This window comes from Streptomyces sp. NPDC059787 (assembly GCF_042732315.1).
GTDB lineage: Bacteria > Actinomycetota > Actinomycetes > Streptomycetales > Streptomycetaceae > Streptomyces > Streptomyces atrovirens.
Genome location: NZ_JBHWHX010000043.1, coordinates 32,411 through 58,980, shown reverse-complemented (window position 1 = coordinate 58,980; position 26,570 = coordinate 32,411). Strand labels below are relative to the sequence as shown.

28 protein-coding genes and 3 pseudogenes are annotated in these 26,570 nt (G+C 70.9%); 15 read left to right on the top strand and 16 right to left on the bottom strand.

Annotated elements, in window-relative coordinates; genetic code table 11:
• Both ACFV5H_RS30470 and ACFV5H_RS30465 read left to right on the top strand, forming a co-directional pair.
• Positions 1 to 345: acyl-CoA dehydrogenase family protein (locus ACFV5H_RS30470; RefSeq protein WP_385198165.1), on the top strand; the 345-nt coding region annotated here is incomplete at its 5' end.
• Complete coding sequence (locus ACFV5H_RS30465; protein WP_385059529.1) at positions 342 to 1,238, top strand: 3-hydroxybutyryl-CoA dehydrogenase; 897 nt, start codon at positions 342 to 344, stop codon at positions 1,236 to 1,238. The genes ACFV5H_RS30470 and ACFV5H_RS30465, both read left to right, overlap by 4 nt.
• A 122-nt stretch (positions 1,239 to 1,360) precedes the next feature.
• Here the strand turns inward: ACFV5H_RS30465 and ACFV5H_RS30460 are convergent.
• Positions 1,361 to 1,918, bottom strand: a pseudogene (locus ACFV5H_RS30460) (transposase); the annotation flags it as partial.
• Between the two features lie 5 nt (positions 1,919 to 1,923).
• On the opposite strand from ACFV5H_RS30460, the gene ACFV5H_RS30455 reads away from it, so the two are divergent.
• The 3 genes from ACFV5H_RS30455 to ACFV5H_RS30445 all read left to right on the top strand — a co-directional run bounded on the left by ACFV5H_RS30455 (position 1,924) and on the right by ACFV5H_RS30445 (position 3,705).
• Positions 1,924 to 2,187 carry a hypothetical protein gene (locus tag ACFV5H_RS30455; RefSeq protein ID WP_385198164.1) on the top strand — a complete coding sequence of 88 codons (264 nt, stop codon included), beginning with the start codon at positions 1,924 to 1,926 and terminating at the stop codon, positions 2,185 to 2,187.
• A 70-nt stretch (positions 2,188 to 2,257) separates the two neighbouring features.
• The gene (locus tag ACFV5H_RS30450) at positions 2,258 to 3,310 is read left to right on the top strand and encodes a PP2C family protein-serine/threonine phosphatase (RefSeq protein WP_385198162.1); all 1,053 of its coding nucleotides are present in this window, start codon (positions 2,258 to 2,260) and stop codon (positions 3,308 to 3,310) included.
• 137 nt (positions 3,311 to 3,447) lie between these two features.
• The gene (locus ACFV5H_RS30445; protein ID WP_385198160.1) at positions 3,448 to 3,705 is read left to right on the top strand and encodes an HU family DNA-binding protein; all 258 of its coding nucleotides are present in this window, start codon (positions 3,448 to 3,450) and stop codon (positions 3,703 to 3,705) included.
• 43 nt (positions 3,706 to 3,748) lie between these two features.
• On the opposite strand, the gene ACFV5H_RS30440 is transcribed toward ACFV5H_RS30445, so the two are convergent.
• Positions 3,749 to 4,327, bottom strand: a complete 579-nt coding sequence (locus ACFV5H_RS30440; protein ID WP_385059542.1) for a Dps family protein — start codon at positions 4,325 to 4,327, stop codon at positions 3,749 to 3,751.
• Between the two features lie 207 nt (positions 4,328 to 4,534).
• Here ACFV5H_RS30440 and ACFV5H_RS30435 point away from each other — a divergent pair, with 207 nt between their 5' ends.
• Positions 4,535 to 5,413 carry an ABC transporter substrate-binding protein gene (locus ACFV5H_RS30435; protein WP_385059545.1) on the top strand — a complete coding sequence of 293 codons (879 nt, stop codon included), beginning with the start codon at positions 4,535 to 4,537 and terminating at the stop codon, positions 5,411 to 5,413.
• Between the two features lie 51 nt (positions 5,414 to 5,464).
• Here the strand turns inward: ACFV5H_RS30435 and ACFV5H_RS30430 are convergent, their stop codons facing one another.
• The 3 genes from ACFV5H_RS30430 to ACFV5H_RS30420 all read right to left on the bottom strand — a co-directional run bounded on the left by ACFV5H_RS30430 (position 5,465) and on the right by ACFV5H_RS30420 (position 10,586).
• The gene (locus ACFV5H_RS30430) at positions 5,465 to 8,230 is read right to left on the bottom strand and encodes a SpoIIE family protein phosphatase (protein ID WP_385198159.1); all 2,766 of its coding nucleotides are present in this window, start codon (positions 8,228 to 8,230) and stop codon (positions 5,465 to 5,467) included.
• 575 nt (positions 8,231 to 8,805) lie between these two features.
• A complete protein-coding gene (locus tag ACFV5H_RS30425; protein WP_385198157.1) occupies positions 8,806 to 9,678 on the bottom strand; it encodes an ABC transporter permease in 873 nt (290 codons plus the stop codon).
• Positions 9,675 to 10,586 carry an ATP-binding cassette domain-containing protein gene (locus ACFV5H_RS30420; protein ID WP_385198156.1) on the bottom strand — a complete coding sequence of 304 codons (912 nt, stop codon included), beginning with the start codon at positions 10,584 to 10,586 and terminating at the stop codon, positions 9,675 to 9,677. The genes ACFV5H_RS30425 and ACFV5H_RS30420 overlap by 4 nt, the downstream gene beginning before the upstream one ends.
• A 133-nt stretch (positions 10,587 to 10,719) precedes the next feature.
• Between ACFV5H_RS30420 and ACFV5H_RS30415 the strand changes: the two genes are divergently transcribed.
• From ACFV5H_RS30415 to ACFV5H_RS30405, 3 genes are read left to right on the top strand one after another with little or no spacing between them, the layout of a single operon-like run.
• A complete protein-coding gene (locus ACFV5H_RS30415) occupies positions 10,720 to 11,925 on the top strand; it encodes a sensor histidine kinase (protein WP_385198154.1) in 1,206 nt (401 codons plus the stop codon).
• Complete coding sequence (locus ACFV5H_RS30410; protein ID WP_385198152.1) at positions 11,922 to 12,587, top strand: response regulator; 666 nt, start codon at positions 11,922 to 11,924, stop codon at positions 12,585 to 12,587. The genes ACFV5H_RS30415 and ACFV5H_RS30410 overlap by 4 nt, the downstream gene beginning before the upstream one ends.
• Before the next feature lie 29 nt (positions 12,588 to 12,616).
• Positions 12,617 to 12,793, top strand: coding sequence for a hypothetical protein (locus ACFV5H_RS30405; RefSeq protein ID WP_385059404.1), 177 nt, complete (start codon positions 12,617 to 12,619; stop codon positions 12,791 to 12,793).
• Positions 12,794 to 12,837: 44 nt separating this feature from the next.
• Here ACFV5H_RS30405 and ACFV5H_RS30400 read toward each other — a convergent pair whose 3' ends face one another.
• Genes ACFV5H_RS30400 through ACFV5H_RS30390 form a run of 3 tightly spaced genes read right to left on the bottom strand, consistent with a single transcriptional unit; the run spans position 12,838 to position 13,947 of the window.
• Positions 12,838 to 13,200, bottom strand: coding sequence for a hypothetical protein (locus tag ACFV5H_RS30400; protein WP_385059402.1), 363 nt, complete (start codon positions 13,198 to 13,200; stop codon positions 12,838 to 12,840).
• The gene (locus ACFV5H_RS30395; protein ID WP_385059399.1) at positions 13,197 to 13,574 is read right to left on the bottom strand and encodes a winged helix-turn-helix domain-containing protein; all 378 of its coding nucleotides are present in this window, start codon (positions 13,572 to 13,574) and stop codon (positions 13,197 to 13,199) included. The genes ACFV5H_RS30400 and ACFV5H_RS30395 overlap by 4 nt, the downstream gene beginning before the upstream one ends.
• Positions 13,486 to 13,947, bottom strand: a complete 462-nt coding sequence (locus ACFV5H_RS30390; RefSeq protein WP_385198151.1) for a hypothetical protein — start codon at positions 13,945 to 13,947, stop codon at positions 13,486 to 13,488. The genes ACFV5H_RS30395 and ACFV5H_RS30390 overlap by 89 nt, the downstream gene beginning before the upstream one ends.
• A gap of 472 nt (positions 13,948 to 14,419) precedes the next feature.
• Here ACFV5H_RS30390 and ACFV5H_RS30385 point away from each other — a divergent pair, with 472 nt between their 5' ends.
• Positions 14,420 to 15,166 (top strand): hypothetical protein, encoded by a 747-nt coding sequence (locus tag ACFV5H_RS30385; RefSeq protein ID WP_385059653.1) that lies wholly within the window; start codon positions 14,420 to 14,422, stop codon positions 15,164 to 15,166.
• Between the two features lie 570 nt (positions 15,167 to 15,736).
• Here the strand turns inward: ACFV5H_RS30385 and ACFV5H_RS30380 are convergent.
• Positions 15,737 to 16,741 carry a helix-turn-helix transcriptional regulator gene (locus tag ACFV5H_RS30380; protein WP_385198150.1) on the bottom strand — a complete coding sequence of 335 codons (1,005 nt, stop codon included), beginning with the start codon at positions 16,739 to 16,741 and terminating at the stop codon, positions 15,737 to 15,739.
• Positions 16,742 to 16,797: 56 nt separating this feature from the next.
• On the opposite strand from ACFV5H_RS30380, the gene ACFV5H_RS30375 reads away from it, so the two are divergent.
• Positions 16,798 to 17,265 (top strand): hypothetical protein, encoded by a 468-nt coding sequence (locus ACFV5H_RS30375; protein WP_385059290.1) that lies wholly within the window; start codon positions 16,798 to 16,800, stop codon positions 17,263 to 17,265.
• The gene (locus ACFV5H_RS30370) at positions 17,262 to 17,816 is read left to right on the top strand and encodes an NIPSNAP family protein (protein WP_385059292.1); all 555 of its coding nucleotides are present in this window, start codon (positions 17,262 to 17,264) and stop codon (positions 17,814 to 17,816) included. The genes ACFV5H_RS30375 and ACFV5H_RS30370 overlap by 4 nt, the downstream gene beginning before the upstream one ends.
• A gap of 206 nt (positions 17,817 to 18,022) precedes the next feature.
• On the opposite strand, the gene ACFV5H_RS30365 is transcribed toward ACFV5H_RS30370, so the two are convergent.
• Positions 18,023 to 18,166, bottom strand: a complete 144-nt coding sequence (locus ACFV5H_RS30365) for a hypothetical protein (protein WP_385198148.1) — start codon at positions 18,164 to 18,166, stop codon at positions 18,023 to 18,025.
• Positions 18,167 to 18,280: 114 nt separating this feature from the next.
• Here ACFV5H_RS30365 and ACFV5H_RS30360 point away from each other — a divergent pair, with 114 nt between their 5' ends.
• Together ACFV5H_RS30360 and ACFV5H_RS30355 are read left to right on the top strand one after the other, a co-directional pair.
• Complete coding sequence (locus ACFV5H_RS30360) at positions 18,281 to 19,090, top strand: hypothetical protein (RefSeq protein ID WP_385198147.1); 810 nt, start codon at positions 18,281 to 18,283, stop codon at positions 19,088 to 19,090.
• Positions 19,091 to 19,220: 130 nt separating this feature from the next.
• Entirely contained in the window at positions 19,221 to 19,436 is a 216-nt protein-coding gene (locus ACFV5H_RS30355) for a hypothetical protein (protein WP_385198146.1), read from the top strand.
• Positions 19,437 to 19,635: 199 nt separating this feature from the next.
• Here ACFV5H_RS30355 and ACFV5H_RS30350 read toward each other — a convergent pair whose 3' ends face one another.
• From ACFV5H_RS30350 to ACFV5H_RS30340, 3 genes and pseudogenes are all read right to left on the bottom strand, one after another.
• Entirely contained in the window at positions 19,636 to 20,505 is an 870-nt protein-coding gene (locus ACFV5H_RS30350) for an SDR family oxidoreductase (RefSeq protein WP_385059303.1), read from the bottom strand.
• 138 nt (positions 20,506 to 20,643) lie between these two features.
• Positions 20,644 to 21,048 (bottom strand): hypothetical protein, encoded by a 405-nt coding sequence (locus ACFV5H_RS30345; RefSeq protein WP_385198171.1) that lies wholly within the window; start codon positions 21,046 to 21,048, stop codon positions 20,644 to 20,646.
• Positions 21,049 to 21,070: 22 nt separating this feature from the next.
• Positions 21,071 to 21,662, bottom strand: a pseudogene (locus tag ACFV5H_RS30340) (hypothetical protein); the annotation flags it as partial.
• A 502-nt stretch (positions 21,663 to 22,164) separates the two neighbouring features.
• On the opposite strand from ACFV5H_RS30340, the gene ACFV5H_RS30335 reads away from it, so the two are divergent.
• Positions 22,165 to 23,556 carry a Mucin-2 gene (locus ACFV5H_RS30335; protein WP_385198145.1) on the top strand — a complete coding sequence of 464 codons (1,392 nt, stop codon included), beginning with the start codon at positions 22,165 to 22,167 and terminating at the stop codon, positions 23,554 to 23,556.
• A gap of 283 nt (positions 23,557 to 23,839) precedes the next feature.
• Here the strand turns inward: ACFV5H_RS30335 and ACFV5H_RS30330 are convergent.
• The 3 genes and pseudogenes from ACFV5H_RS30330 to ACFV5H_RS30320 all read right to left on the bottom strand — a co-directional run.
• A pseudogene (locus tag ACFV5H_RS30330) lies at positions 23,840 to 24,069 on the bottom strand (IS30 family transposase); the annotation flags it as partial.
• A gap of 53 nt (positions 24,070 to 24,122) precedes the next feature.
• Positions 24,123 to 24,638, bottom strand: coding sequence for a GNAT family N-acetyltransferase (locus ACFV5H_RS30325; RefSeq protein ID WP_385198144.1), 516 nt, complete (start codon positions 24,636 to 24,638; stop codon positions 24,123 to 24,125).
• Positions 24,639 to 24,957: 319 nt separating this feature from the next.
• Complete coding sequence (locus ACFV5H_RS30320; RefSeq protein ID WP_385198143.1) at positions 24,958 to 25,818, bottom strand: family 16 glycosylhydrolase; 861 nt, start codon at positions 25,816 to 25,818, stop codon at positions 24,958 to 24,960.
• Positions 25,819 to 26,570 lie beyond the last annotated feature (752 nt).

Here is a 26,570-nt window from a genome sequence, read left to right as displayed (position 1 = left end):
AAGCCGATCGCCGACTTCCAGGGCATCCAGTTCATGCTCGCCGACATGGCCATGAAGATCGAGGCCGCCCGCCAGCTCACCTACGCCGCCGCGGCCAAGTCCGAGCGCGGCGACGCCGACCTCACCTTCCAGGGCGCCGCTGCCAAGTGCTTCGCCTCCGACGTCGCCATGGAGGTCACCACGGACGCCGTCCAGCTCCTCGGCGGCTACGGCTACACCCGCGACTACCCGGTCGAGCGCATGATGCGCGACGCCAAGATCACCCAGATCTACGAGGGCACCAACCAGGTCCAGCGCATCGTCATGGCCCGCAACCTGCCGGGCGCCTCCGGTGGTGCGCGATGAGCCGCGACACCGCCGGGATCCGCTCCGTGGGCGTGGTCGGCTGCGGGCTCATGGGCGCGGGGATCGCGGAGCTCTGCGCGCGGAACGGCCTGGACACACTGGTCTACGACGTCGACCTGCCGGCGGTGGAGGCCGGACGCCGCCGGATCGAGGCCTCCCTGGCCCGGGCGGTCGCCCGCGGCAAGCTCACCGAGACCGAACGCGAAATGACGCTGGCCGCGCTGACCTTCACCACCGACCTCACGGACTTCGCCGACCGGGACCTGGCCATCGAGGCCGTGCCCGAGGACGAGGAACTCAAGCTGGGCGTCTTCACCCGGCTCGACGAGGTCATGGTGCGACCCGAAGCCCTGCTGGCGTCCAACACCTCGTCCATCCCCATCATGAAGCTGGCCGCCGCCACCGGTCGCCCCGGCCAGGTCGTGGGGCTGCACTTCTTCAACCCGGTCCCCGTCCTCGATCTCGTCGAACTCGTCCCTTCCCTGGCCACGGACGAGACGGCCTGGGAACGGATCCGGAGCTTCGCCGGCGACGTCCTGGGACGGCATGTCATCGTCTCCCAGGACCGCGCCGGCTTCGTGGTCAACTCCCTGCTGATCCCCTACATCCTCTCGGCGATCCGCATGTTCGAGTCCGGATTCGCCGTCGCCCACGACATCGACGAGGGCATGGTCCGCGGCTGCGCCCACCCGATGGGCCCGCTGCGACTGGCCGACCACATCGGGCTCGACACCACCCTGGCCGTCGCCGAGTCCTTGTACGCGGAGTTTAAGGAGCCCCTCTACGCCCCACCGCCACTGCTGTGCCGCATGGTCCAGGCGGGTCTGCTCGGCCGGAAGACGGGCCGCGGCTTCTACGGCCACCCCGATACGGCGGCACTTGGCGGGTCATGAGGAGCCGCAGCCGGCCGGCGGCACCCCGGGGGCGGACTGCGTCCAGGCCCTCACACTGCGCTGCGCGAGCTCGTTCCTGCTCGGCGTCGGCCGCTGAGGGCCTGTTGGGCGGCGTGGAGGCACTTGAGCTCGTGGTAGTCGTGCTCGACGCACCGACGGCCCTTGGCCAGACGGATCAGGCCGGCGATCGGGGTGTCGGCCGACAGGCTGGACAGCCAGTGGTCGGTGGGCGCCTCGGCGTCCTCGGGCCACTCGGTCAACAGCCAGCAGTCGGGCAGGATGCCGTCCCACCAGCTCTGTCCGGCCGAGGCGGCGGCCCGGATCGGCGCGTTCGTCCAGGGCCCGCAGCACTGCGGGGCCACGGCAACCGACATCCTTCCGCCCTTGGGCACCGACACGTCATCGATCTCCCAGGCCGCCGGGGCGAGCAGCGGCGGCATCCGCTCACAGATCCACCGCTGCGCCGGCACCGGATCCCAGGCCGACTGGTTCACGAACTGCTGCAGATTCCGTTCGTTGCCGTCCGGCAGCCGCGAGACCACGGCCTGGATCGACTTGCGACGGCCGTCCAGCATCAGCCCCCGCGAGTAGCGGCCGTCCTTGGCCCGCCGGTCCTTGCGCGGCACCGACGCGAACACATCAGCCACGTACCACGCCGACTTCGCCCGGACACGGTTCACTTCATGTGCGTCCGTCCACCCAACATGCCCAGGAACAGGCCGAACCCGGAGACCTGACGGAGTCCTGCTGCCTGTGCGCACTCCACGGAGCCTTCTGTCCCGACGAGGACGACGTCGAGGTCCGCTGCCTGATCACCTTCCTGCTGCGCATCGGCGACCACCTCGTCACCGCGGACGACGGCCCGCGCAGTCGCGCCGAGGTGCTCGCCGCGATCAGGAACCGGTTGCCGAGCCAGGCAACCGGCATGATGTCCGTATTGTCCGGATAAGATCTTGTGTGTGATTCAGTCAAGAAGGCTCCGGCGTCGCCCTCGTCCCCGCGGCGGCCGGCGGGAAGCCGTGCTGCTGTCACCCGTGCTCGTCACCGTCCTCATCACCGGCCTGGCGGCCTCCACACCGAGGGAGATCGCCTTCAGCCGTCTGCTGCCCGCGGCCCCCGCCCTCGCAGCCGCACTGTGGCCCGTACTCCCGACGGTCCTGCTGGGGACGTTCTGCCTGCTGGTCATGATCGGCCTCAGCTTCATCTACTCCGATCTGGGAACGCCGTACACGGCCGCCGCGATCACCGCCGTCACCTTGGCGGCCGCATACGCGAGCCATCTGCGACTCCAGCGCGAGGAGACGCTCTTCCAGGTCCGGCTCGTCGCCGACGCGGCTCAGAAGGTGCTGCTGCGGCCGCTGCCGCACCTGATCCGCAGCATCGAGATCGAGTCGCTGTACCTGGCGGCCCAGGAGCAGGCACGGATCGGAGGCGACTTCTACGAGGCCGCCGACACGCCCTACGGCGTCCGGCTGCTCATCGGCGACGTGCGTGGCAAGGGCCTGTCGGCGGTGGGTGCCGCCTCCGCGGTGATCAACTGCTTCCGGGAGAACGCGTACGACCAGCCCGACCTCAGGGCCGTCATCCGGCGGATCCAGCGCACCGTTTCCCGTTACAGCGCCAGTGTCCCCGCTGACGATCAGATCGAGCACTTCGCCACCGCCCTGATCGTCGAGATCCCGCACGATGGCAGGCACATCAGCATCCTGAACTGCGGACATCCGCCACCGGTGTTCCTGCGCGGCGGGGAGGTCCAGGTTCTCGAGCCCACCCTCGCCTCGACCCCCCTCAACCTCTCCGCCCTCCTGGGAGACCACTACCACGTGGACACCACCGCCTTCGCGCCGGGCGACCAGATGCTGCTCTACACCGACGGCGTGACGGAGACCCGCGACCGGACCGGCGAGTTCTTCCCGCTGGCGGACTGGGCGCGACGGCACCACCGGGCGACGCCCCGCGAGCTGCTGGACCGGCTCCACGCGGACCTGTTCCACTACGCGCACGGAGGGCTCGACGACGACATCGCGGCCCTCGCCGTGCGCTACCGGCACAGCGGTGTTCCGGAGCGGTAGTCCAGCGACCGCAGGCGGTCGGACCCGGCCGGGACCGGAGCGGTCGCCGTCCGCGCCGTCTGCCCCTCGGACGGGGCGCCGAGCGACGGAACGCGGTGACGGGAATGCCGTCGCACGCTGCCCCCGAAGGGGAAGCCATGGACAAGAACGCCCCGGTCGAAGCCGTCGCACGCCGAACCGCGGACGCGGATCAGCACCTGGCGGCGGAGCAGGTGGAGCGGGTGATCGACGCGCTCTTCGGCACCGTGGAGCATCCCGGCGTGATCGCCGAAGGGCTCAAGAGGGGCGAGAGCGTCGCGGTGCTCGGGTTCGGTGCCTTCCACCTCGACGACGACCGCGTCACGTTGCGGCCCGGCCAGGCGCTGAACGAGTACGTCAGCGGCGCCGCCGGCTGACCACCCACGGGAAGGAACGGGCCGCGGCTCGTTCCCGTCCCGGTCAGGGCTGCTCGCGCGCCTGGTCCGCCGCCTGTCCTGCGGCGCCGGTCTCCGTGGTGGCGCCGCGGGTGCTGAGCCTGCCGCCGCTGGACTCCAGGTGGGCGCGTACGAACCACTGGAACAGCTCCAGACCCCGCAGTTGCTCGATGAGCATGTCCTGGGTGACCGGGTCGGACGTCTCGGTGGCCTGCATGGCCTCACGGTGGTCCTTGATCACACCCGTGTAGACGAGGTCCAGGGCGCCGAGGTGCTCGATGGCTTCGGCCCGCCCGATCGAGTAGTCGTTCCAGGTGCGCTCGTCGACCAGGGCACCGGGGGTTCCCTTGGGCTCACCGCCGAGGGTGGAGATCCGCTCGGCGAGGTCGTCGGTCATGGACCGCACCTCGTCCACCTGGGGGTCGAGCATCTCGTGGACCGCGATGAAGTGCGGACCGACCACGTTCCAGTGGATGTGCTTCAACGTCAGGTGCAGATCGTTCAGCGCGTGCAGGCGCAGCTGCAGCATCGTCACGATCCGGCTGCTGTCCTGCGTGCTCATACCCGGCACGGTGTACGAGAGGTCGGAACCCTGAGAGGGCACGGCGCTACTCCTCTGTTCGTCCTATGCGGCGATGAACACAAGAGCAGGTCCGGGGCGGTCCGTCGTGTGGCCGCGCACGACAGCCCGCGACTGTCACCAGAGCGGAGCATCCTGCCGGGCTGCGGGCCGTCCTCGGGCTCGGGCGGTCGCATCGTGTGTGGTGATTTATGGTGACGTCAGGAGAATGTCCCTACCGGAGGTGCAATGATGCGCGCCGCGGCAGCGATCGTCTCCGGGGCTGTCAGTGTGGCGCTCATCGCCGTGACGTCGGCGTGCGACCAGGGCGGGTCGGAGCCGTCGAACGTCCGTTACGGTGACTGCCCGATCTCAGGGCGATACGGGGAGTTCGACCTGTCGCCCGAGACGGCGGGCGCCCTCACGGTCAAGACGACCCTGCCCGCGCCCGGCTGGTGGAACGGCGACACGCCGGACTCCGTGACGAGCGGATACGAGTACTGCATGGCGGCCAACATCGCCTACCGGGCCGGCCTCGACCGGGTGACGGTGAAGAACGCCCCCTTCCCGGAGGTCGTGTCCGGCCGGACCAAGGACTTCGACCTGGCCCTGGCACAGATCACGATCACCCCGGAACGGAGCAGGGTCGCCGTGTTCTCCCCGCCCTACCTCTCCTCGACCCTGGGACTGCTCATCAGGGACGGCGAGCGGATCGACGAGGACAACATCCGCGACGTCCGCATCGGGGTGGCCGAGGGCACCACGGGCGAGAAGTTCGTCGCGAACCGCCTCAAGCCGACCAAGCCCGTGACCGCGTTCGCCAACGACCCGGAGCTGGTCACGGCGCTGGAGGAGGGACGGATCGACGCGGTCGTCCACGACACGACGATCCTGCTGGCGTATCCCCAGAAGAAGAAGGACAGGGTGCGCCTCGTGGGCCAGTACAGGACCGGGCAGAGCTACGGCGCCCTGTACCCGAAGGGGGCACCCGACAAGGAGGAGCTGGACCGCATCATCAAGCAGCTGATCGACGACGGGACGCTCACCAAACTGTCGGCCGTCTATCTCGGGGCAGCCTTCGGCCAGGACCCGGTCAAGATCCCGTACCTCACCGTCGACGACGGCTCCTGAACACCGCCGGGAGGGCGCACCCGTGAGGGGAGCACCGGTCCCATGCCCCCCTCACAGGTCGGCCATCAGGAGACCGCCCAGGCTCCTGGCGGCACCGGCGTCCAGCGACTGCTCAGCCCAGATGATCTTCCCCCTGTCGGTGTACCGGGTGCCCCAGCGGCGCGACAGCTGCGCCACGAGGAACAGACCACGGCCCCCTTCGTCGGTGATGGCCGCGCGGCGCAGGTGCGGGGAGGTGCTGGTGCCGTCGCCGACCTCGCAGATCAGACTGTCGCCGTCACGCAGCAGTCGCAGGCTGATGGGGCTCGCTCCGTAACGGATGGCGTTCGTGACCAGTTCGCTGAGGATCAGCTCGGTCGTGAAGGCGGTCTCGCCGAGCCCCCAGGACTCCAGCCTGCCGGTCGCCTCCGCCCGGATCCGGGAGACGGCGGCGGGGTCGTCGGGCACCTCCCACTCCGCGACCCGGTCCGGGTCCAGCAGCCGGGTCCGTGCGACGAGCAGGGCGATGTCGTCACTCGCCCCGTCGCGCAGCATCGCGTCGAGCACCGCGCGGCAGGTGCCGTCCGGGGTGGCTCCGTCCGTACGGAGCAGTGCCTCCCTCAGCATGCCGAGCCCGATGTCGATGTCACGCCCTCGGGCCTCGACCAGCCCGTCGGTGTACAGGACCAGCCGGCTGTCGGCGGCCAGCCGGAGTTCGGCCGTCTCGACCGGCAGACCCCCGCCCACGCCGAGCGGCGGGGCGACGGGGATGTCGGGGAAGGTCACGGAGCCGTCGGCCGACACCAGCGCCGGACCGGGATGGCCGGCCCGGGCCAGGACACACCGCCCGGAGACCGGATCGTAGACGGCGTAGAGGCAGGTGGCACCGGTGACGGCCTCGGTGTTCCCCTCGGCCGCCGCGTCCTGGTCGATCCGGGTGATCACATCGTCCAGGTGCGCGAGAAGCTCGTCCGGAGACAGGTCCAGCGAGGCGAAGTTGTGCACCGCGGTTCTCAGGCGGCCCATCGTCGCGGCGGCGTGCAGTCCGTGGCCGACGACGTCACCGACCACCAGGGCGACCCGGGCCCCCGGCAGCGGGATGACGTCGTACCAGTCCCCGCCCACGCCCGCCTGGGCGGGGAGATACCGGTGCCCGACCTCCAGGGCGGACAGCTCGGGGAACGTCCTGGGCAGCAGGCTGCGCTGGAGGGTGACAGCCGTGGTGTGCTCGCGGGTGTAGCGGCGCGCGTTGTCGATGCACACGGCCGCCCGCGTGGCGAGCTCCTCGGCGGGGAAGAGGTCGTCCGACTCGAAGGGGTCCTGCTCCGAACGCCAGAACTCCACGACGCCCAGCAATTGCCCCCGGGCCTGGAGCGGCACGGAAATCATGGAATGGATCCCGTACTCGATGACCTTCCGGGTCTGCTCCGGGTCCTGGGCGCGCCATCCGTCGGCCATGGCGAGGTGCGGCACCAGGACCGGACGACCGGTGGTCATGCCCACGGACACGGGGGTGTCGGACACGTAGCGCAGGGACGTCCCGACCGGGTCGAGCGGCGCCTCCTCCCGGATGCCCGCGGCTGCGATCCGGCGCATCTCCGTACGCGCCCCCGTCGGCTCGTCACCGAGCAGCACGGGCTCGACCAGCTCCACGGTGGCGAAGTCGGCGAAGCGCGGGACCGCCACCTCGGTCAGCTCCTCGGCGGTGCGCTTCATGTCGAGGGTCGTCCCGATCCGTGTGCTGGCCTCGTACAGCAGTTGCAGGCGCCCGCCCGCCACTTCCGCCCGGCCCGCGAGGGCGCGCAGCTCCGTGGTGTCCCGCAGGGTGGCGACGACACCCCCCTTCGGGCCCACCGGCCGCAGGCTGACGGCGAGCAGGAGGTCCCCGGCGAGGAAGACCTTGTCCGTGACCGCCCGGGCCGATTCCAGCAGCCTGGCCAGGGCCGGACTCAGCCCGAGCGCCGTGACCGGCTTGCCCTCGGCCTTCGGCGGCAGGGCGAGCAGTCGGCGTGCCTCGTCGTTGACCAGCAGCAGCTTCCCGTCGCCGTCCGTGATGATCACGCCTTCGCGCACCGCGTGCAGCACCGCGTCGTGATGCTCGTACATGCGGGTCATCTCCACCGGCAACAGACCTCGGGTCTGGCGCCGCAATCGCCCGCTGACCAGCGCCGACCCGCCCGCGGCAAGGAGCAGCGCGACACCGCCGGCCGCGAAGAGCACCGGGATCTGGTGCTGCACCACACTGGTCACCTTGTCCACCGTGACCCCCACGGTGACGAGGCCGACCGCGGTCCCCTCCTCGTCGAAGACGGCCACCGTCGAGTCGACCGCCTTTCCCAGACTGCTGTCGAACGTGGTCTGGTGGGGCTCACCTTCGAGCGCCTCGCCGTAGGAGGCGGAGACGTGCTTCCCGATCTGGTCCGGGTCCGGGTGGGTCCAGCGGAAGCCGTAGGGGCTCAGCGCCACGACGTAGTCGACACCGGTCTTCTTGCGCACTGCCTCGGCATGGGGCTGAAGCGCGGCGGTCGGGTCATCGCTCTGCATCGCCTCCGCCGTGCCCGGCGCCTTCGCGAACGACTCGGCCGCCACCAGCGAGCGATCACCGGCCTCCTGGATGGCGCTGTTGCGGTCCTGGATCACGAGCGCCACCACGGCCGTGACGATGAGCAACAGCACGACCACCAGTTGCAGCAGGAAGACCTGACCGGCGACGCTGCGCGGATTCAGCAGGGACAGGACGCGCCGGCCGGCCGAGCCGCGCTGCCCCTCCGGGCCGGCTTCCGACGGCACCCTGTTGCCCCGCCGACCCACTGGGACGTACTGCCGAAGCTTGCCCATTTGTCCAGTATCAGTGACCCACCCGGTGCGCGCGGCTCAGGACGGGCCTGCCCGGCGGTACCGCAGTGAACAGGGAGAGTGCCCGTCCGGACCCGTCGGCGGGCGAGGCACGGCAGCCCGGCCCCGCACGCGGCGCCTGCTCCGGCAGAACCGCGCTCCCGGTCCATCGGGCGGGCCACCTGCGCTGCGCCGGGGCTGCACCACCCAGGCCCTTGTTGCCGCCGCTTCGGCTGCGGCGTCGCGGCGCGCGTCACCTGGCCGATGGCGCGCCGGTCACTATGAGCCTTTTCCAACCTCAGGTTGGGACTGGTGAAGGACGAGAACGGTCTTCACGATGCCGGTGATCCGGTTGGTGCTGCAGCGGAGCCTCCGCGGAAGGCACCAGCCCTTCAGGGCGGCCATGGCCTGTTCGCCGGGACAGCGGATCCTGGTGAGCGCGTGGTGGACCTCGCGGGCTTGTCGCGGTCGGCGAGAGCGTTTCGTCCCACCGAAGCGCATCCGTGGGGGGTGACAGGGGGGCACCGACTCGGGGTGCCGGCAAGTAACGGGCAGACCTGAGGCGGCAGGCTCTTCGGTCATACATCCCGGCGGCGCACCACGAACACCGCGATGGCCACCGCCGCGGTGGCCCACGCGCCGTAGACGATCCACGCCTCGGTGATTGTCAGCGGATACTTGCCCGGGTCGCGCGCCCGCTCCGGGTTCACCACCAGCCGCTCCCAGGCGCTGAGCGGCATGGCGTTGCCGATCTCCTTGCCCCAGCGGTAGCGCTCGCCCCGGAACAGCGCCGGTACCAGCAACAGCAAGGCGATGACGGCGACGATGGAGCCCGCGGCGTGCCGGACGACCGCACCCACCGCCATACCGACCAGCGCACACAGAGGTGCCAGCAGAGCGGCTGCGGTGACGGCGCGCAGTGTGCCTGGGTCGCCCAGCGACAGGCCGCCGTACTCCCTCAGCAGCATTTGGGTGACACCGAAGGAGGTGCCGGAGACGAGCGTGCCGAGCGTCAGCATGACCGCCGACACCACGGTTGCTTTGGCGGCGATCACCGCCTGCCGGTCAGGCACGGCGATGAAGGTCGTACGGATCATCCCACTGGTGTACTCGCCGAAGACCACGATCCCTCCCACCGTTGCGGTGATGACCATGAGCAGCTGCCAGGCGGGATCGACGAACGCCGTGTGCAGCGGATCGAACAACAGCTCAGGGCGGGCCGGAACCCCTGGCGGCGGCTCCGACGGCAGTTGCTGACGCGCCAGCCGGTTCGCGTTCGACGCGGCGGAGTTCACATTGATGCCGATCACGGTCAGCGCGCCGGCACCGAGCACCCAGCAGGTGGAGCGCAGTGACCAGAGTTTGATCCACTCGGCGGCGAGGAGATGGCGGAACCGTGCAGCTGCCCCGGCCGGGAGGCGGGCGGGGGCCTTGTCGAGTACGGCGGTCATCGGGCGGCTCCTGCGGAGTATTCGACGCTCTCCCGGGTGAGTTCCATGAACGCCTCTTCAAGGGAGGCCGAGTGCGGGCTGAGCTCGTGCAGCCGCACCCCGTGTGTGAAGGCGAGTTCTCCGATGCGGTCCGCGGGCAGACCGGTCACCGCGTACGACCCGTCGGGCTCCGCGCGGACCGTCGCGCCCTCGCCTGCCAGCAGTCCGGGGAGGACTTCCGTGTCGGGTGTACGGACGCTCACCCGCAGTTGTGTGTTGCGGGTCGCGAAGTCGTGCAGGCTCTGTGCCGCGATCAGCCTGCCGCGGCCGATGACGATCAGCTCCTCGGCGGTCTGCTCCATCTCCCGCATCAGATGGCTGGAGATGAGCACGGTGCGGCCCTCGTCCGCCAGCTGCTCGAAGAGGCTGCGCACCCAGCGCAGCCCTTCGGGGTCGAGGCCGTTGAGCGGTTCATCGAAGACGAGTACGGGCGGATCGCCGAGCAGGGCGGCGGCAATACCGAGCCGTTGTTTCATCCCCAGGGAGAATCCGTCGATCCTGCGGCCGGCCGCGTCTGCCATGCCTACCTCCGCCAGTACCTCCGCGACCCGCCTGCGCGGCAGGCCGTTGCTGACCGCAAGCGCCGCCAGATGGGCACGGGCCGTGCGGCCGCCGTGTACGTCGTGGGCGGCGAGCAGGGCGCCGACGTGTCGCAGGCCGCGGGGGCGGTCGCCGAACGGTTGCCCGTCGACGGTGACGGTGCCGCCAGTGGGCTTGTTCAACCCGAGGACCATCCGCAACGTGGTGGTCTTCCCTGCACCGTTCGGGCCCAGAAACCCGGTGACCACGCCCGGGCGTACGGTGAAGGACAGCCGGTCGACGGCGGTGGTCTCGCCGTAGCGCTTGGTGAGTTCGGTCGCTTCGATCACAGTGTTCACGCTGCCGGGGCGGATACGGCTCGGGCATCGGACCACCGGCCGCAATCGGTGCGTTCCCGTTGGCCCCTGGGAGTAGGTCTGTGGGCCAATGCCGCGGTGCGAGCTGTCTGCCTATGATCGGCGCATGAAAGCCCCGCAGGACACTCCGCGGTCGCTCCTTGTCGAGAACTTGGCCTGGTGCTCAGGTATCGCATACGTCGTCCTCCTCTACGTCGTCGTGCTGAACACCGGCCGGGAACTGACCGGCACGCGCCTGCTGCCGGCCGCACTGCTCGCCGTTCTGCTGCTGCCCCTGGTGCTGCGTCGGCCGCTGCCCGCCCTGGCGCTGCTGCTCACCGCCTCCTTCGCGGCGACCGTGCGGGCGGACTCGGCCATGGCCGCGGGCCAGCGCGTGATGGGCATCGTGCCGCCCGCGCAGACGCAGGCGTGGCAGATCGCGTTTCTGCAGGCGGTCCTCACCGACCTCACCGTCGGATGGATCGCCGCCACCCGGTCGAGGCGGATCGCGGTCGCAGCCGCGCTGGTGGCGCTCGGCGTACAGATCGGGGGCGCCGGCTACTACAGGGAGGGCTCGTCGCCGTTCCTCGCCGCCTCGGTCTTCCTGGCTCTGATGATGGTCACCGCCTGGACGGTCGGCTACTCGGTCCGCGAACGCCGCCAGCACACGGCCGACCTGCGGGCCCGGGCAGCTGAGCGGGCCGTCGTCGCGGAGCGGCTGCGGATCGCCCGGGAGCTGCATGACATGGTGGCGCACAGCATCGGCGTCATCGCCATCCAGGCCGGGGTGGGTCGGCGCGTCATCGACACTCAGCCGTCGGAGGCCCGTAACGCCCTTGCCGCCATCGAGGACACCAGCCGGGACACCTTGGCGGGCCTGCGCCGGATGCTCGGCGCGCTGCGGCAGGCGGTCCCCGGGGACGGCGCACCGCTCAGCCCGGCGCCGGGGCTCGCTGATCTCGACGGGCTGGTGGCGCGGGCCCAGGACGCGGGGCTGCGGGTGGACATCGAGTGGCGCCGGGAGCGGCGGCCACTGCCGGCGGAGATCGAGCTGTCCGGGTACCGCATCATCCAGGAAGCGATCACCAACGTGGTCCGCCACTCAGGTGCCCCCGCCTGCCGGGTGACCATCGACTGCGGGGAGGACGATCTGTTCATCGAGATCACCGACAAGGGCCGCGGCCCGTCCGGTCTGCCCGGCGCAGCCGGCTACGGGCTGACGGGCATGCGGGAAAGGGCGGCGTTGCTGCACGGTGAGTTCACGGCCGGACCGCGCCCCGAAGGCGGCTTCCGTGTTGCGGCACGGCTCCCGCTGCCGGTGGCAGTCACATGATCCGGGTGCTGCTCACCGATGACCAGCCGCTGGTCCGGCACGGGTTGCGGGTGCTGATCGCCGACCGCCCCGGGCTGAAGGTGGCGGGCGAGGCGGCGAACGGGGAGGAGGCGGTGCGGCTCGTGGACCAGCTGGCGCCGGATGTGGTGGTGATGGACATCCGGATGCCCGGCATGGACGGCATCGAAGCCACCCGGCAGATCACCGCAGGCTCCAGCGCACCACCGAAGGTTCTCATCCTCACCACGTTCGACGACGACGAGTACGTCTACGGCGCGCTGCGTGCGGGGGCGAGCGGCTTCCTCGTCAAGGACATGGACATGGACCAGATCCTCACCGCGATCGAGGTCGTCGCCGCGGGCGACGCCCTCATCGCACCGAGCGTGACACGCCGCCTGATCGCGGAGTTCGCGGCCCGCCCCGATGCCACACCGCCGCCCCCGCGACCGGTGGAGGGCATCACCGCCCGCGAACGGGAAGTGCTCACCCTCGTCGGTCGCGGACTGTCCAACGCGGAGATCGCCACACGGCTGCACATCAGCATGGCCACGGCCAAGGCCCATGTGGGCAGGCTGCTGACAAAGCTGGACGCGCGAGACCGGGTGCAGTTGGTCATCTTGGCGTACGAGCTGGGGCTGGTGACGCCGACGACGCGGGGATAGGGCTCCAACCAGGACGAGTGCCGGAGACGTTGGAGCTCGTCGTCCTTGGCGGCCAGGACGGACAGGAGGAGTCGGTGACGCTCCTCGAGGTAGTTGAACTCCGCGTGAGTGCGGGCGAGTTTTCCGGTGAGCCGCTGGTCGAGATCACGCAGCCGGGCGATGCGGGCCTCGCGCTGATCGGGCTGCCACTGAACTCGAACTCCTGATGTCGGCTGTGTCGTGGAGCCCACTGGGCGCTGGTCGTTCGGGATCAAGAGCGTGTCTGCAACCAGTGACGCGCGGCGGCCAGTGTCACTTCGATGTCGTCGCTCCATGAACAGACTTCCAGCCACGACAGATAGCCGCCCTGGGCGAAGACCAGGACCTCACCGGGACACTCGCCGGCTTCGGTGACGAGCTGCGCTTCGGCCACCACTACCGTGCCGGGGCCGGTGGGCGCAGGTTCCACCTTGCTGGTGTCGAGCTCGAAGCAGGCGGTGCCACACCCACATGTGCAGCGCGCTCGCACGCCGAGGCGCGGAACCTGCCTTTGGAGCGCGATATGAACCGGGGTGTCCCCGTTCAGGACTGCCGCAAGCACGTCGGCCACATCGGCAGGCAGGCTCTCGTTCATCCCGCCACCGTATCTGTCCAGCACCTTCGGACTCCGGCCATGCAGGCCCCATCGCCCTTCCACAGGTCCACCTCGGCGTCGTCACGCTCGATCGCGCGGCGGGCAGGTTGCTGCCACGACCAGCCGTGCCGTTTCAGCAGCCGCCATGCCCCCTCGACCGGGTAGCTCACATGGAACAGCCGGCCGATCAGCGTCTTCACCCGGGCCAGGCTCCACCGCTGGTCGACCCGGCCTTGGACCAGTGGGCCGCGCTCCAACTCCCGCTCCGGCTTGGCGACCTGCTTCTCACTGAGCCTCGGCCGCCCGGCTGAGGAGACCTTCGGCAGAACTCCAGCCTCGCCCCGCTCGCGCCACTGGCGACGCCACCGCTCCACCGGCCGCCCGCGTCCGGGCGAAGTCGTGCACCACATCCCACGCCCGATCGACATCAAGAACAAAGTCGCCCGTGAAAACAGCAAGGTTGTCCATGATCGGGACTTCAACCCCGGCCTCCGAAGGCACAGTGCCGTCTCCTACGAGCAGGGACATCCGCTCCGTGTCACTCATCAGATGGACGACCGCGTGACCATCCCGGAAGGCCAGGGTCAGCACCGGGAACTCCCTGTCCGGCCACCGAACCTCGACGTACCCCTGCCCGCGGGCACGCAGGTCGTTGAAGCGGTCCGACAGATCTTTCACCTCTGAACATCTCTCGACCTCATGGAACAGTCCCGACTCCGGCGACGTCGCCGCCCACACCACACTCATCCAGCCCCTCTTCCCCACACAGGTCGTCGCCCGCGACTGAGGGCCACGCTCCCACGCTCCACCACACACGACTACTGGGATCGGGTGACTTGATCGTGTTACGAGCTCTTGGCTCCTGCCGCCGGACATCGTGCGCTTCGCGACGGGAGTTGCCCATCGCCTGTATGCGCCTGATCGTCCGGTCTCCTCCAGCCGCCGACCGGTCAGGCAAAAGGCCAAGCCATCAAGGCGCACCTCATCAGCGCTTGTCGCGGACCGGTCCCTGTGCCCGGATGTTCGGCGGGCCGCGGAGAAGGGCAACCGTCCGCGGTGGTGGGCGTCGGCCGAGGGCGCCGTCGACCGTTGCGTGTTGCGCGAGAACCTGCCCAGCCGCGGCCGCCCGGCCCGTGAAGGCGCCGCCGGCCGTTCCGGGCGAATCCGCGAGCGACCACGGGTCTTGCGGGCGGTGGGTGCCCTCCCCGATCGTCGTCCCATGGGGATACTGACGACCTGCCTGGTCTCGCTGACGGCCGTGAACGTCGCGATGTGGCTGATCCGGTTGTGGCGGCGCTCGGTCGAGGCCCGAGCGGTCCTGCAGGTGCGGGCCTGGCCGGGGCTCGACATCTACCACGCGGAGCTGCTGAGCGCCGGCGAACGGTTGTGCTCCACCGACTACCAACCCCACGACCTGGAACGCAACTCCTGTCGCGCGGCCAAGGTGGCCGTCCGCCTGCTGCGGCAGGACGGCCTGATCGACGACTCCACCATCAAAGTGGTCCGGGACGCGGCCGAACCGACCCACCCGGTCACCGCGGCCGCATTCCGTTACATCGACCGGTCCTGGATCATCCCCAGTGAGATGCGCACCGGAGACGTGGGCCGCGACCCCGACTTCCAGGCCGCCGTCCGCGCGCACCTCAAGGAGCTCTTCGTCCACGCCCCCACCACCCGCCGTCATCCGGCCACCACGACCGTGCAGGCGGCCCTTTGGGCCTACGGCCTCGGCGCGGCGGCGCCAGCCGTGCACGTTTACCTCTTGCTGAGCGGTTCCGCACCCGGCGACCCGGACACCGCGAAGGGCTCGTTCGTGCTGGCCTTCCTCATCTTCGTGGCGGCCCTGATCGTCCTCACCGCCCAAGCGGGCAACACTTGGCACCCCCTGGAGGACACCGGGGTACCCCCCGGCCTCAGGGAGCTGTCCCCGCCCCGCCAGAACGACGATCCACCGGCGGTGGGGTGAACCAGCGCGGCGATCACCCCCTCTTCACTGGTCCGGAGGTGCGCACCCGGACCCCCGCGGACACTGCGGTGCGCCCGAGACCGGACGCGGCCCTGAACGACGTGCCGTTGGCCCGACGTCCCAGACGCGGGTGGCTGTCGTCCGCACGGCACTCATCGGCCAGCCCAGATCTACCCCCTCGACTGCGAAGAGCCCCATTGCCCCGGCCTTTCCCGAATCGGACGGGTGGCGACGTTCAGGTGAGCCGGCTTGTTCGGGTCTGTGCTGCCATACGCGGGACGCCGTCCCGCGGTGCGGTGCCGTCGCATCCGGGCCCGTGCACGGTATCGGCCGGCCGCGTACGTCGGTGACGGGTGGGCGCGCCCTCAACCGCTGCCCGCCCACCGTGTCCACAGCACGTTCACACCCCTCCTGTGTGCGGTGGAGGTGGTGCGCGTGGTGACACGCGGTGTGGAGTCTTCTCGTCAGCCCTTATGGGTGCGTCTGGCGCCCGGGGGTGACGGGGGCGGGCCTACAGTCTTGTCGTCGTCGAGAAAGCCGCACTGCTCAAGTGAAGACGCGTACGAGGTCCTACGCGCATGTGCGGGTGCAGGGGGGAGGGTGCGGGTGGCCGGTGTCCCGGTCGGGAGAACCCTTTGCCCAGGGCCGCCCTTCGTAGCGGGTGGCCAGGGTCCGTACCGTCTCGGCGATGCGGTCGCGGAGTTCAGCCGGTGCCATGACCTCGACGTCGGCGCCCAGCCGCAGGAACTCTCCGTGGGCGTGGTCGATCGACTCGATGGGCACCCTGGCCTCCGTCCATCCGTCACCGGTGGGTGTGACGCCGAGGCGGCGGGCGCCCTCCGGGGTGAGCCGTAGCAGGGCCTCCCCCGTGTGGAGTCTCGCTCGGAAGTCGGCCAGATAGCTGTTCCAGTGCCTGGCCAGGTCGAACCCGTCCTGTATGGCGAACTCGTCTTCCAGTTGCCGGAGTTCGAGGACCTGGTCGATCCGGTAGGTGCGGATCCCGGATGGTCCGTCGGCGACCAGGTACCAGCGACCGGCCTTGAGCACGAGCCCGTACGGCTCCACCCGCCGCTCGATCTCCTCCGGCGCCCGCCAGCGCCGGTATCGCAGTACCACCGCCCGCCGTGCCCACACCGCGGCGGCGGCCGCGGTCAGGTGAGGCGTACGGTCGACGTCGCCGTACCAGCCGGGGGCGTCGAGCAGGAAGCGCTCCTGGATCCGCTCGGCGTGCTCGCGCAGCTCCGCCGGAAGGGCGGCCCGCAGCTTGAGCCGGGCGGTGGCGAGCGCCTCGCCGAGGCCGAGCTCGGCGGCGGCGCCGGGGAGTGCCGCGAGGAACGCGGCCTGCGCCTCGTCCGCGGTCAGTCCGGTGAGCCGGGTCCGGTAGCCGTCGACCAGCCGGTAGCCGCCCGCGTGTCCGGCGTCACCGTACAGCGGGATACCGGCGGCGCCGAGCGCCTCGACGTCTCGGTAGACGGTCCGTACGGAGACCTCCAATTCCTCGGCCAGCTGCCGGGCCGTCATCCGGCCCCGGTTCTGGAGCAGCAGAAGCAGGGTGACCAGCCGACTCGCACGCATGCCGCCCAGTATCCACTGACAGGGGATGTCAGTGGACCGGCCCTAACCTGCGGCGCATGGACGACTTCGACTTCCTGCACGGCTCCTGGGACGTGGCCAACCGCCGTCTCACCACACCACTCGGCTCGGGCCCCGGCACCTGGGTGGAGTTCCCCGGTCACGCGGTGGTCCGGCCGCTTTTCGGGGGCGCCGGCAACATTGACGAGATCACCTTTCCCACCCTTGACCGTCAGGGCGTGACCCTGCGGCTGTTCGACCGGGAGACGGAGCGGTGGTCTCTCCACTGGTCCGACAGCCGGACGGGCCGGCTGGATCCGCCGGTGATCGGCGGCTTCACCGGTGACCGCGGTGATTTCCACGGAGAGGACACCCACAACGGCCGGCCGATCCGGGTCCACTTCGCCTGGTACCGCCTCGGCCCGGCTGCTGCCCGCTGGGAGCAGGAGTTCTCCGCCGACGACGGCCGATCCTGGGAGCTCAACTGGGTCATGGAGTTCACCCGCACGGGGCAGGCCGGCGGATGAGCATCGTCGAACTCCGGCAGTACACCCTGCATCCTGGAGCCCGGGAGACGCTGATCGAGCTGTTCGAGCGCGAGTTCGTGACCGGTCAGCAGGCGGTCGGCATCACCGTCGGAGGCCGTTTCCGCGACCTGGACGACCCGGACCGCTTCGTCTGGCTGCGCGCATTCCCCGACATGGCGCACCGCCGACGCGCGCTGCAGGCGTTCTACACCGGCCCGGTCTGGCGGGAGCACCGCGATGCGGCCAACGCCACCATGGTCGACAGCGACGATGTCCTGCTGCTGCGCGGCCCGGGCTTCACGCCTCCGCCCGGCGCCGGTGAAGTGTTCGCGACCGTCTGCCACCCCGCCGACGCGGCCGCCTTCGACGCGTACGCCGCCCGGCACCTGAATCCGGGCCATGCGCTGCACCGCACCGAGCACGCCGAGAACGATTTCCCTCGTCTGCCCGTCCGCACCGGGGAGGATGCCCGGGTCTGGTTCGGCCTGGCCGAGCCACCCCCCTGGCCGGCCCGGCGGCTGCGGCTGCGGCTGGAACCCGTGACACCGTAGCCTCGGGCTTTCACGGGGTCAGCTGTCCAAGGGGTGGCCAGAAAAACAGAAAGCGCCTCTGACCAGCAAGAATGGGGATCTTCCAGGTCCCTGTCCCCGGTCCGGTCGGAGGAGCTCTTCGAGGCGAGTCAGCAGCGCCTGCTGAACGCACTGAGCTGATACCCCGGACCGGGCCACCGCCCCGGCCGCGCCGCTGGTGGTGCCCGCTACCGTGATGCCTGTTCCGGGCGGGACTTTCCGTATCGCTCCCAGGCTGCCTGCTTGGAGATGCCCAAGGACTGCCCGATCTGTGACCAGGAGTGGTCCAGGTCGCGGTCGCGGTAGGGGACCACGGCGGCCTGCTCGACCATGTCGATGGTGAGCGGGCCGGGCGGCGTACCGAGGTGACAAACCGGCGCGGCGAGCCTCCCACCGCTCGCCCCCGGAGGCGGTGCCGCCTGACCTCAAGGGCCTAAAGTGGCGAGATGCCTGCACCTGCCGACCGGGCGGCCCTGGACCTGCTGGACGCCCATTTGGAGGCGCTGTGGGACGCGTCGGACGCCGCGCTCCCGGCGGAGCCGTCCGGTCTCACGGCGGAAGAAGGGGACGAGCTCGTCCGTTGGGCCCTCGACCGGCTCCGGAGCGTCCCGCGTGAGCCGAAGGGCGCCTTCGGCCGGGAAGTCGGCAGTTTGCTGGCGGAGTTCCGCTCCCGCCGCAGCCCCTGGAACGCGGCGGCGCTGCGGCTGCTGGACGACACGTACACCTTCGTGGCCACCGGTCCCCGACGGCACGAGGAGTGGGCGCACGACGTCCATGCCGTGCTGCACCGGAGGGTCGCCGATCCCCGCGGCTGGGTCCGGCTGGACCGGGACCGCGCCAACCCCGCCCGTCGGACGGTGCCCGCCTACCCCTTCGACCCGCCGGACCCGGCGGAGTTGTCCGCCCGTCTGTACCCCCTGGAGGCAGAGGCGGCAGTCGCCGCGCTGGCCGTCATGGCGGAGGAATGGCAAGGGGAGCCGGCCCCCGTCCGCTCCCGCCCCGACCGGGACGCCCTACTGGTGGACGCCCGGTTGCTGCTCGACCGGTACGGGCCCGGCGCCCGCTACTGGACCAACGCGACGGCCGCCGCCTCCGATCCGGCACCCGACTTCCTCGCGTCCGGCCTCCAGGGCACCGCGTCCCACTGCTTCCACACCCGCGAGTACATCGCCGGCCTCGACATGTTCGAGGACCTGGGCGTGGTCGCGGTCAACGACGAAGAAGCAGGCGTCTTCTGGTCATTCGGAGCGTACTGACGCCCCCGCACGGAACACGCGCCCCGTACCCGTACGGTCTGGCCCCGCCACTCCCGGCGCGATGCCGCCGATACACGGTGGTACGGGTGGACCGGGCCTCCAGAGCACTGACACGGTCGCCCTCAGCGCAGTGGCGGGACCGGAACACCCCGCCTCCACGGGCATCGGCGTCACCGCCGGCACGGTGTCCACCGGGATGCGCGGCGCGCAGCCGGCCGGACGGGCCTCGCTGATCGGCTGCGGGGTGCTGCCCGCGCGGGCCGGCGGCCGCGAGCCGTTCCGCGAGCTGATCGCCGCCCTGGAAGCGGCCCTCGACCTGCTCTGGACATGCCTGACCACCCGCTGAAACAACCCCGCGCCCGAGGCGGAAACCGCCCCATCGGCGACGGACGGTGCGGCCGGATCTGCTTCCTGAAGATGCGCACACCAGGGTCACCGGAGGGCGGCCGGGTCGTTGACCGGGGAGAGCCGGGGCGGGGAGGGCCTGGCCAGGGGTGGCACCGCCTTGGCGGCGGAGTGCGTCGGCGCGGCCTGACGGTGGGCGGTCAGGGTCGGGCTGCCGGGTCGGGAGTGGGTCGCAGTACCTGCTGGAGCGGGGTGGCGGGGTGGCCGGTCAGCTCGTTGACGGCGGTGGTCACCTGGGCGAGGGATCCGTCGGCGATCGCGGTGTAGGTGGAGACCCAGGCGTCGAGCTGCCAGTCGGGAGCGCCGTGGCCCGCGCGGGAGGCGTAGGCCTCCTCGGTCGTCTCCGGCACGTAGGAGACGGGACGTCCGGTGGCGGCGGTGATCGTGGCCGCCACATCGGTGAGGGTGAGTGCCTGGGGGCCGGTCAGTTCGTAGGTGCGGCCGGTGTGCGGGCCCGGATCACGGAGCACCGCGACGGCGGCGTCGGCGATGTCGTCCTGGGCTACGACGGCGGCCCGGCCGTCGCCGGCGGGGCCGCGGATGACGCCGTCGTCGCCGACGAGGGCGGGCATGAAGTCGGCGTAGAGGTTGTCCCGCAGGAAGGTGAAGGGCAGGCCGCCGGCGCGGATGTGCTGTTCGGTGTGCCAGTGGTCCCGGGCCAGGGTGAAGGTCGCCTCCGGCGCGGCGCCGTGGAAGGAGATGTACACCAGGTGTGCGACACCGGCTTCGGCGGCGGCGTCGATGAAGGTGCGGTGCTTCTGGAGGCGGTCGGGGGACTCCGGGGCGGAGACCATCAGGACGCGGTCGGTGCCGCGCAGAGCGCGGAGAAGGGCGTCGCGGTCGCCGTAGTCACCGGGCACGGCGGTGGCGCCGGGCAATTGGGGTGCGCGGGCCGGGGTGCGGGCCAGGAGGGTCTGCGGGATGCCGGCGGCGGCCAGGCGGCGGGCGATGCGTCCGCCTAGGCGGCCGGAGGCGCCGGTGACGGCGTAGGTGGCCTCGCTGGGAGCCATGGCTCCTCCTTCTCGGGTGCCGGTGGTGCTGTCACGTGCGGGCGAGCGCGGTGATCACCCGGTCTGCGGGGTGGGCGACGGGCAGGGCGCGGTCGGCGAGGTGGCCTAGGACGTCCGGGTGCCCGTCGTTGATCCGTATCAGACGGGTGTGGGGACGGTGGTGGGTGACACGCTCGGAGGGGAAGCGGATGACGCCGGGATGTCGAAGTCGGTGCCGATCTCCACCACCAGCAGGCGGGCGTCGGCGGACAGGGCGCTCAGCCGGCGCGTCAGGCGGTGTCCTGTGGGCATGAGCGCGTCGTCGATGAACCCCGGTCCGACGCGGGCGTGAAGGAAGACGCCGCCGCAGTACGGGCAGGCGGGCAGAGCCGTGAGGTCGATGATCGTGCCGCGGTCGCGGTCGCAGGCGGCCAGGAGCCGCTCGTGCGCCGGCCGCGACGGCCCGTCGACGACGGGGCCGATGCGGCACGTGCCGGGCGGGCAGGTGGTAGCCGCGGGTGACCTTGGCGGTGCCGGTCGCTCCGGACGGCCCCGCAGGGACATGACGGTGTGGCGGTCCTCGCGCAGGCGGGGACCGGCCGCGGAGTTGACGGCGTTGTCGATGCAGGCGTGCAGAGGCTGGCGAGGACACGTTGGAACACCTCTTCGGCCAGGCCGTCCGGGACGGTCACCGACCGGCCCTCCGACGCCGTCAGCAGATGGGCGAGCGCCCGGCCGGCCGCCGCCTCCCACCGCGGGCTCCAGGACCACCAGTGGTTCGACCCCAGCCGTGGTCCGTCCCAGGCGGTGATCGGCTCGAACGGAGGCGTGCCCTTTCCCCGCGCCGCCAGCTCCGCCCAGGAAAGCGGTGCGGTGTCGGTACCGTCGACTCGGCGGCGGCGCACGGCGTCAGGGGCGAGCCACACCGCCTGCCAGAGCGAGCAGTCGTCGATCCTGCTCGCCACGGGCAGACCGCACGTCTCGCAGGCCGAGTTGGGGCCGTCAGCTCCGTCGAGGCCGCAGCAGTAGCCACCGCACTTCTCCGGGATCAGCACGGTGCCGCGGACATCTCCGGGCGCGATGACGATCGCGCCCGGCGGGCCGTCGGACAGGACGTGGACCGGCGCGTAGACGCCGCGCGCGGCCAGCTCGTCCGGATCGGTCTCCTCCCACCTCCGGGCCACACCTCACGCAGCGTTCGAATCCTCGGTGTGTTGTGGTGCCTCCCGAAGTGGTGGACATCTGCTGTCCGTTCTCATGAACAGAGCCACGTACTGCTCCCGAGCGCGCGTGAGGTCAGATCCCGGTTGTCACGCTCGCCCGCTCGAAATCCAGCCCGGAGGCCCCTACAGGTTCCAAGAAACGGATGAAGAAGGCACGTACTCGCGGCGGCGTGACACTTCTCCGGGGAGGCGTGACACGGGTGTCACGCTCACTCTCTGTCGGTGTCCTCCGACACTGAACATTGATCGATTGCCAGGGAAGTCGGACAACCACTACGTTCCTGTCTTCGATGTTGGACCGAGAGGACCGGGGGTAGTGCGGGAGCACTGGCTTTTACGTACGGGACGCCGGGGTCTCTGCCTGTGAGCTGGACTTTCCTGGACGGGGACGTCGGCGGCGGCAGTGCCTGGGTCAGGTGTGAAGGTCGACGGACCGACGGAGACAAACGGGGGGATCATGGTCGCGTTCCACGCGTCCGCGCTGGATGGAGTCGCCCGCAACCCGGCGCTGCCGACACCGTTGCTGCTGCGCCTGCTCGCCTTCGACGGCGGCGGTGACGGACCGCCCCGTCACGCCCTGCAGCGGGCTGGACTTCCCGAGCAGGCCGTCGCGGTCATCCTGGCTCACCCGAACCCGGGCGCCCGGATCGAGTTCGCGGTGAGCGCCAGGGCCGAACCCGTGCAGCGGGCCCGACTTGTGGACGACCCCTCCCCCAAGGTGCGGGCCGCTCTCGCGTACGGACCCGAGTGGCGCATCCCACGTACGACGGTCACGCCGCTGCCGGACGACGTGTGCGACCGCCTGCTCGACGACCCCGACCCTTCCGTACGGACGGCCCTGCTGGACTCACCCCACCTCGCGCCGTCGTTCATGGCCTCGCTGGCCACGCACCATGATCCGGCGGCGCGCAGGGGCGCGGTGCGTGCATGGGAGATCCTGGCGCCGGGCGAGCGGTCGGCTCTGCCGGCCGACCCCGACCCGGAGGTGCGGCGGGCCGCCGCGCTGTGGGAGTGCCGACGGGACGCACACGTCACCGCCGGACTCCTCCGCGATCCGAAGTCCGCGGCCGAGGCCCTGCGCCGCGGCCTCCTGCACCGCGCCGACGCCGAGCGGTGTGTCGCCGAGCGGATGCACCTGGATGCCCTCGCTGAGAATCCTTCGTTGCCCGCCGACCTCGTGAAGCGGCTCGCCGTCGACCCCGACGGGGCCGTACGGCTCGCGGTCTCCCTCAGGCCCGAGCTGGATGAGACGCGGCGCATGGCGATCGACTTCACGGTGGGGGCCTTCGACAGGGGGGACGTGGAGTGGGTACGGGACGGGGTCGCCGACCCCGAGGTGCTGCGACGGGCCGCGGCCTCCGCCCACCCGCTGCTCCGGCGCGCCGCCGCCCAGAGCCCCCACCTGCCGCCCGACCTCGTGAGCCTGCTCGCGCGCACCGAGGACCCCTTGGTGGAGGACCTCTTGAGTGTGCACCACCCCGACACTCCGCAGGAGGTCCTGATGCGTGTGTACGCGCGTCTCGGTGGGACGTTCTCCGCCTGGATGGCGGAGACGCACCCCCGCTTCCCCCGCGAGGGCCTCGCCGCCCGCTACGCGGACCACCCGGACGGCGACTACCGCCGGCTGGCCGTCCGGGACCCGGCCGCCACACCCGCGTTGATCGAACGGCTCAGCCGTGACCCCGCGGTCTGGACCCGCCAGGCGGCCGCCGGCGACCCGCGCCTGCCGCTCCACCGGCTCCGCGAGGCGCTCCATGTCCCCGAACTGGCCTCCAGCGCGGGTGCCAACCCGGCGCTGCCCGAGGACGAGATGGCCGCCGTCCTGGACAGGGCCGGCGTTTCTGCCTGACCACCGAGCAGATCTGCTCCAGCTCCGGGTCCCGGAGTTCGGCTTCGGCAGCGCGCTCGTCCTGGACGACGGCGGGACCGGGAAACAGGGGTGCTCGCACGAGCCTCCCGACCGTCGCGGAAATGGTGACGGAACAACCGGTCGCCGCACGGTGGGTGCGGCGACCGTGGTGTGACTGCGCACCGTAGATGGCCCGGGTGGACGACTTCGGTGCTCAGCCTCAGGCGGGGAGCGTCATGGGTACGGGGCGCGGTGGCGGGCCGCGTCACAGCAACTCAGCGATGCCCTCCCGGTGTTCCGGTACGGCGCGGTCGTCGGCTTCCGCCGGCCGTTCGCTGATCGACACCTCGGGCGTGACGTGAGCCCACGCCTTCGCCTGGACCGGGCACGAGGCACCCGCAGGGCTCTGCCGGTACGCAGGCAGGCGACGAGCTCACGCTTGAGCGCTCCACGGCCTTCGACGAACAGGGCCCGGCAGACCGCCTCATGGCTGATCCGCACGGACTCATCATCGAGGCAGCCATCGCGCTGGGGTCCTGAAGGACATCGCCTCCAGAACCCCGGGGTCAGCGCCGGTCGTGGTGCGGACTCGTGATCCTGAACCTGGCCACGTTCCCCTCGGTGGCCCACCGGTGGAAGCCGGCCTTGTCCAGCACTCGAACCGAGGACGGGTTCGACAGTTCCACGCTGGCTGACACGGTGTGGACATCAGGCGCGGTGAGGGCGAAACCGGCCAGGGCCCGGGTGGCTTCGGGGGCATAGCCCCGGCCGCGGCGGGAGGCCACGATGCCGTACCCGATCTCGAGGACGCCTTCGCTGGGTGGCCAGAACAGGCCGATGGAGCCCACCACCAAGCCGCTGTCGCGCTCGATGATCAGACGGTGGCCGTAGACGCCGAGCCACTCCGGGTGCTGGCCGAAGAGGCCCGCGACCACGTGATCGCCGTCGGCGGGAAAGTCGTCCGCCCAGTGCGAGCACCGGGTGCCGTCGAGGACCGCCGTGGCCTCGTTCATGGTCCAGGGCCGGAGGACGAGACGCTTGGTGACCACGTCGGCGTGGGCGGATGGAGAAGAGGAAGACATGTGTCTCTCCTGGTCGTTAGGAGCGACCGGGCCGCGCTCTGCTGTCACGCGGGCCGGATGAAGGCATGCCGATGAGGGCCTACGGCGGCCATATTCATCAACCTCCCCATCCCGAGAACACGCGTCTGTCGCGCCGGCGTGACGGTAGCGGCTCCTCCCCGGCCGGGACAACTCGTTTCTGGGCCGTCGACCGGGGTCCTCGCTAGCTGAAGGTCGTACACCCCCGAGGGGCGGGCCGTTGTTCCGGGCATGCTCGGCAAAGGGGTGGTGCGCGGACCCGTGCGCTCCCCGCCGTCCGGCACGGCGGGGCCCCGGGCTTTCAGGCGTGGCCCTCGCCGTAGAAGCGGACGTAGTCGACGGTCATCGTCGCAGGGGACGGCGTCGAGGCATCCGGCGGACCCGGCCAGTCGCCTCCGACGGCGACGTTGAGCAGCAGGTGCATGTCCTGTTCGAAGACCCAGTCGCGCGGTGAGGGGAGCTTCGACGGGGTCAGGGTGAAGTACGGCTTTCCGTCGACGGACCAGGTGATGCGGTGCGGCTGCTTGTCGACGGCGTAGGTGTGGAAGGCCGCCGAGGCGTCGGCGGTCAGGGGGGTGGCTTCGCCGATCCCGTTCTCGTTGTAGTAGGTCGGTCCATGGGCGGTGCCGTACACCGTCCGCGGTTCTCCGCCGACCACTTCGCAGATGTCTATCTCACCCTGTCCGGGCCATTCGACTCCGTTGTCGCCCAGCATCCAGATCGCGGGCAGCAGCCCCGTGCCCGTGGGCATCTTCGCGCGGATCTCCGCCCGTCCACGGGTCAGTGCGACCTTTCCCTCCGTGGTCAGGCGGGCCGACGTCCAGGGGCAGGACTCCTCGGTGAAGCAAGGGAGTTCGGCTCCTGGTGGAGCCGGGCGCGCCGAGATCTCAAGGTGACCCGCGCCGTCGAGGGCGGAGTTGGCCGCGCGATCCGTGTAGTACTGCAACTCGTTGTTGCCCCACCCCTCGGCCTCCCGGTTCCCGGTCTCGGTGTTCCAGGACCTCTCCGACGGGCGGGTTCCCGCCGCTCCGTCGAACTCGGCCTGCCAGAAGGGCCTGTCCCCGGCCGGCACCGGGCGGTGCGTCTCCGTCGGCGCCGTGCCGCAGGCGCCCAGCAGGCCTCCCAGGGCCAGTACGAGTGCCAGGCCGGTCCATCGGTTCACCGCGCTGCTCCTGAATGAGACCTCACCGGAAAAGTGCACATGGCACGGACCCTATAAAGGGCTTCGTACGGCTGACCGGGCGGGGCCATGACGCGGCCGTGACCGCCCGGTTCCGCTCACGGCGTCCGCCGGTGGACCGGCTCCTGCGACACGGTCGCCCCGTGTCCGGGTACGCCTCTGCACGGGATGCTTCGACAGACCGGCGTCCGGTATCTGTCCCTCCCCCTCCTTCTCGGCCGCATGGTGCCGGTGGGCTGTGAGCAACCGGTCACGGGTGCAGGTGGTCATGCTCTGTCCCGGGGCGGCACGCGGCAGTTCTAACAGACCGTTGTGTCCACGCCTCGCAGGCCATTGGCCAGACGGCGCGGCACGCGGACCGCGACGGGCACGGGGGGACGGGCGGAGACACACCCCCGCGCTCAGCCGTCGCTTCTGTCGCGCGGCAGGACGCTCGGCCTGCGTCGCCCGGCCGCCTACGACCGGGCGACGGCGGTGGAGCAGCAGTTCCTGGAGGGTTTCAAGGCGTCCACGGCTCGCGGTGGGGCGGCTTTCGCCGGCGTCAGGGCTGTCCCGTGCCCCCGCCCGGTGCGGTGCGCCATTCGGGTACATGTGGCGCTCGTTCGCGGTGCGGCTCCGTCTCCGGTGTTACGTTCCTCGCCCGTGGGCTCAGGTGGTTCTCACCCGTGGCCGTTCCGGGAACGGCCGGCGGTGCCGGAACCGCCGTTCCGCCGCCGTCGGACACCGAGGCCACC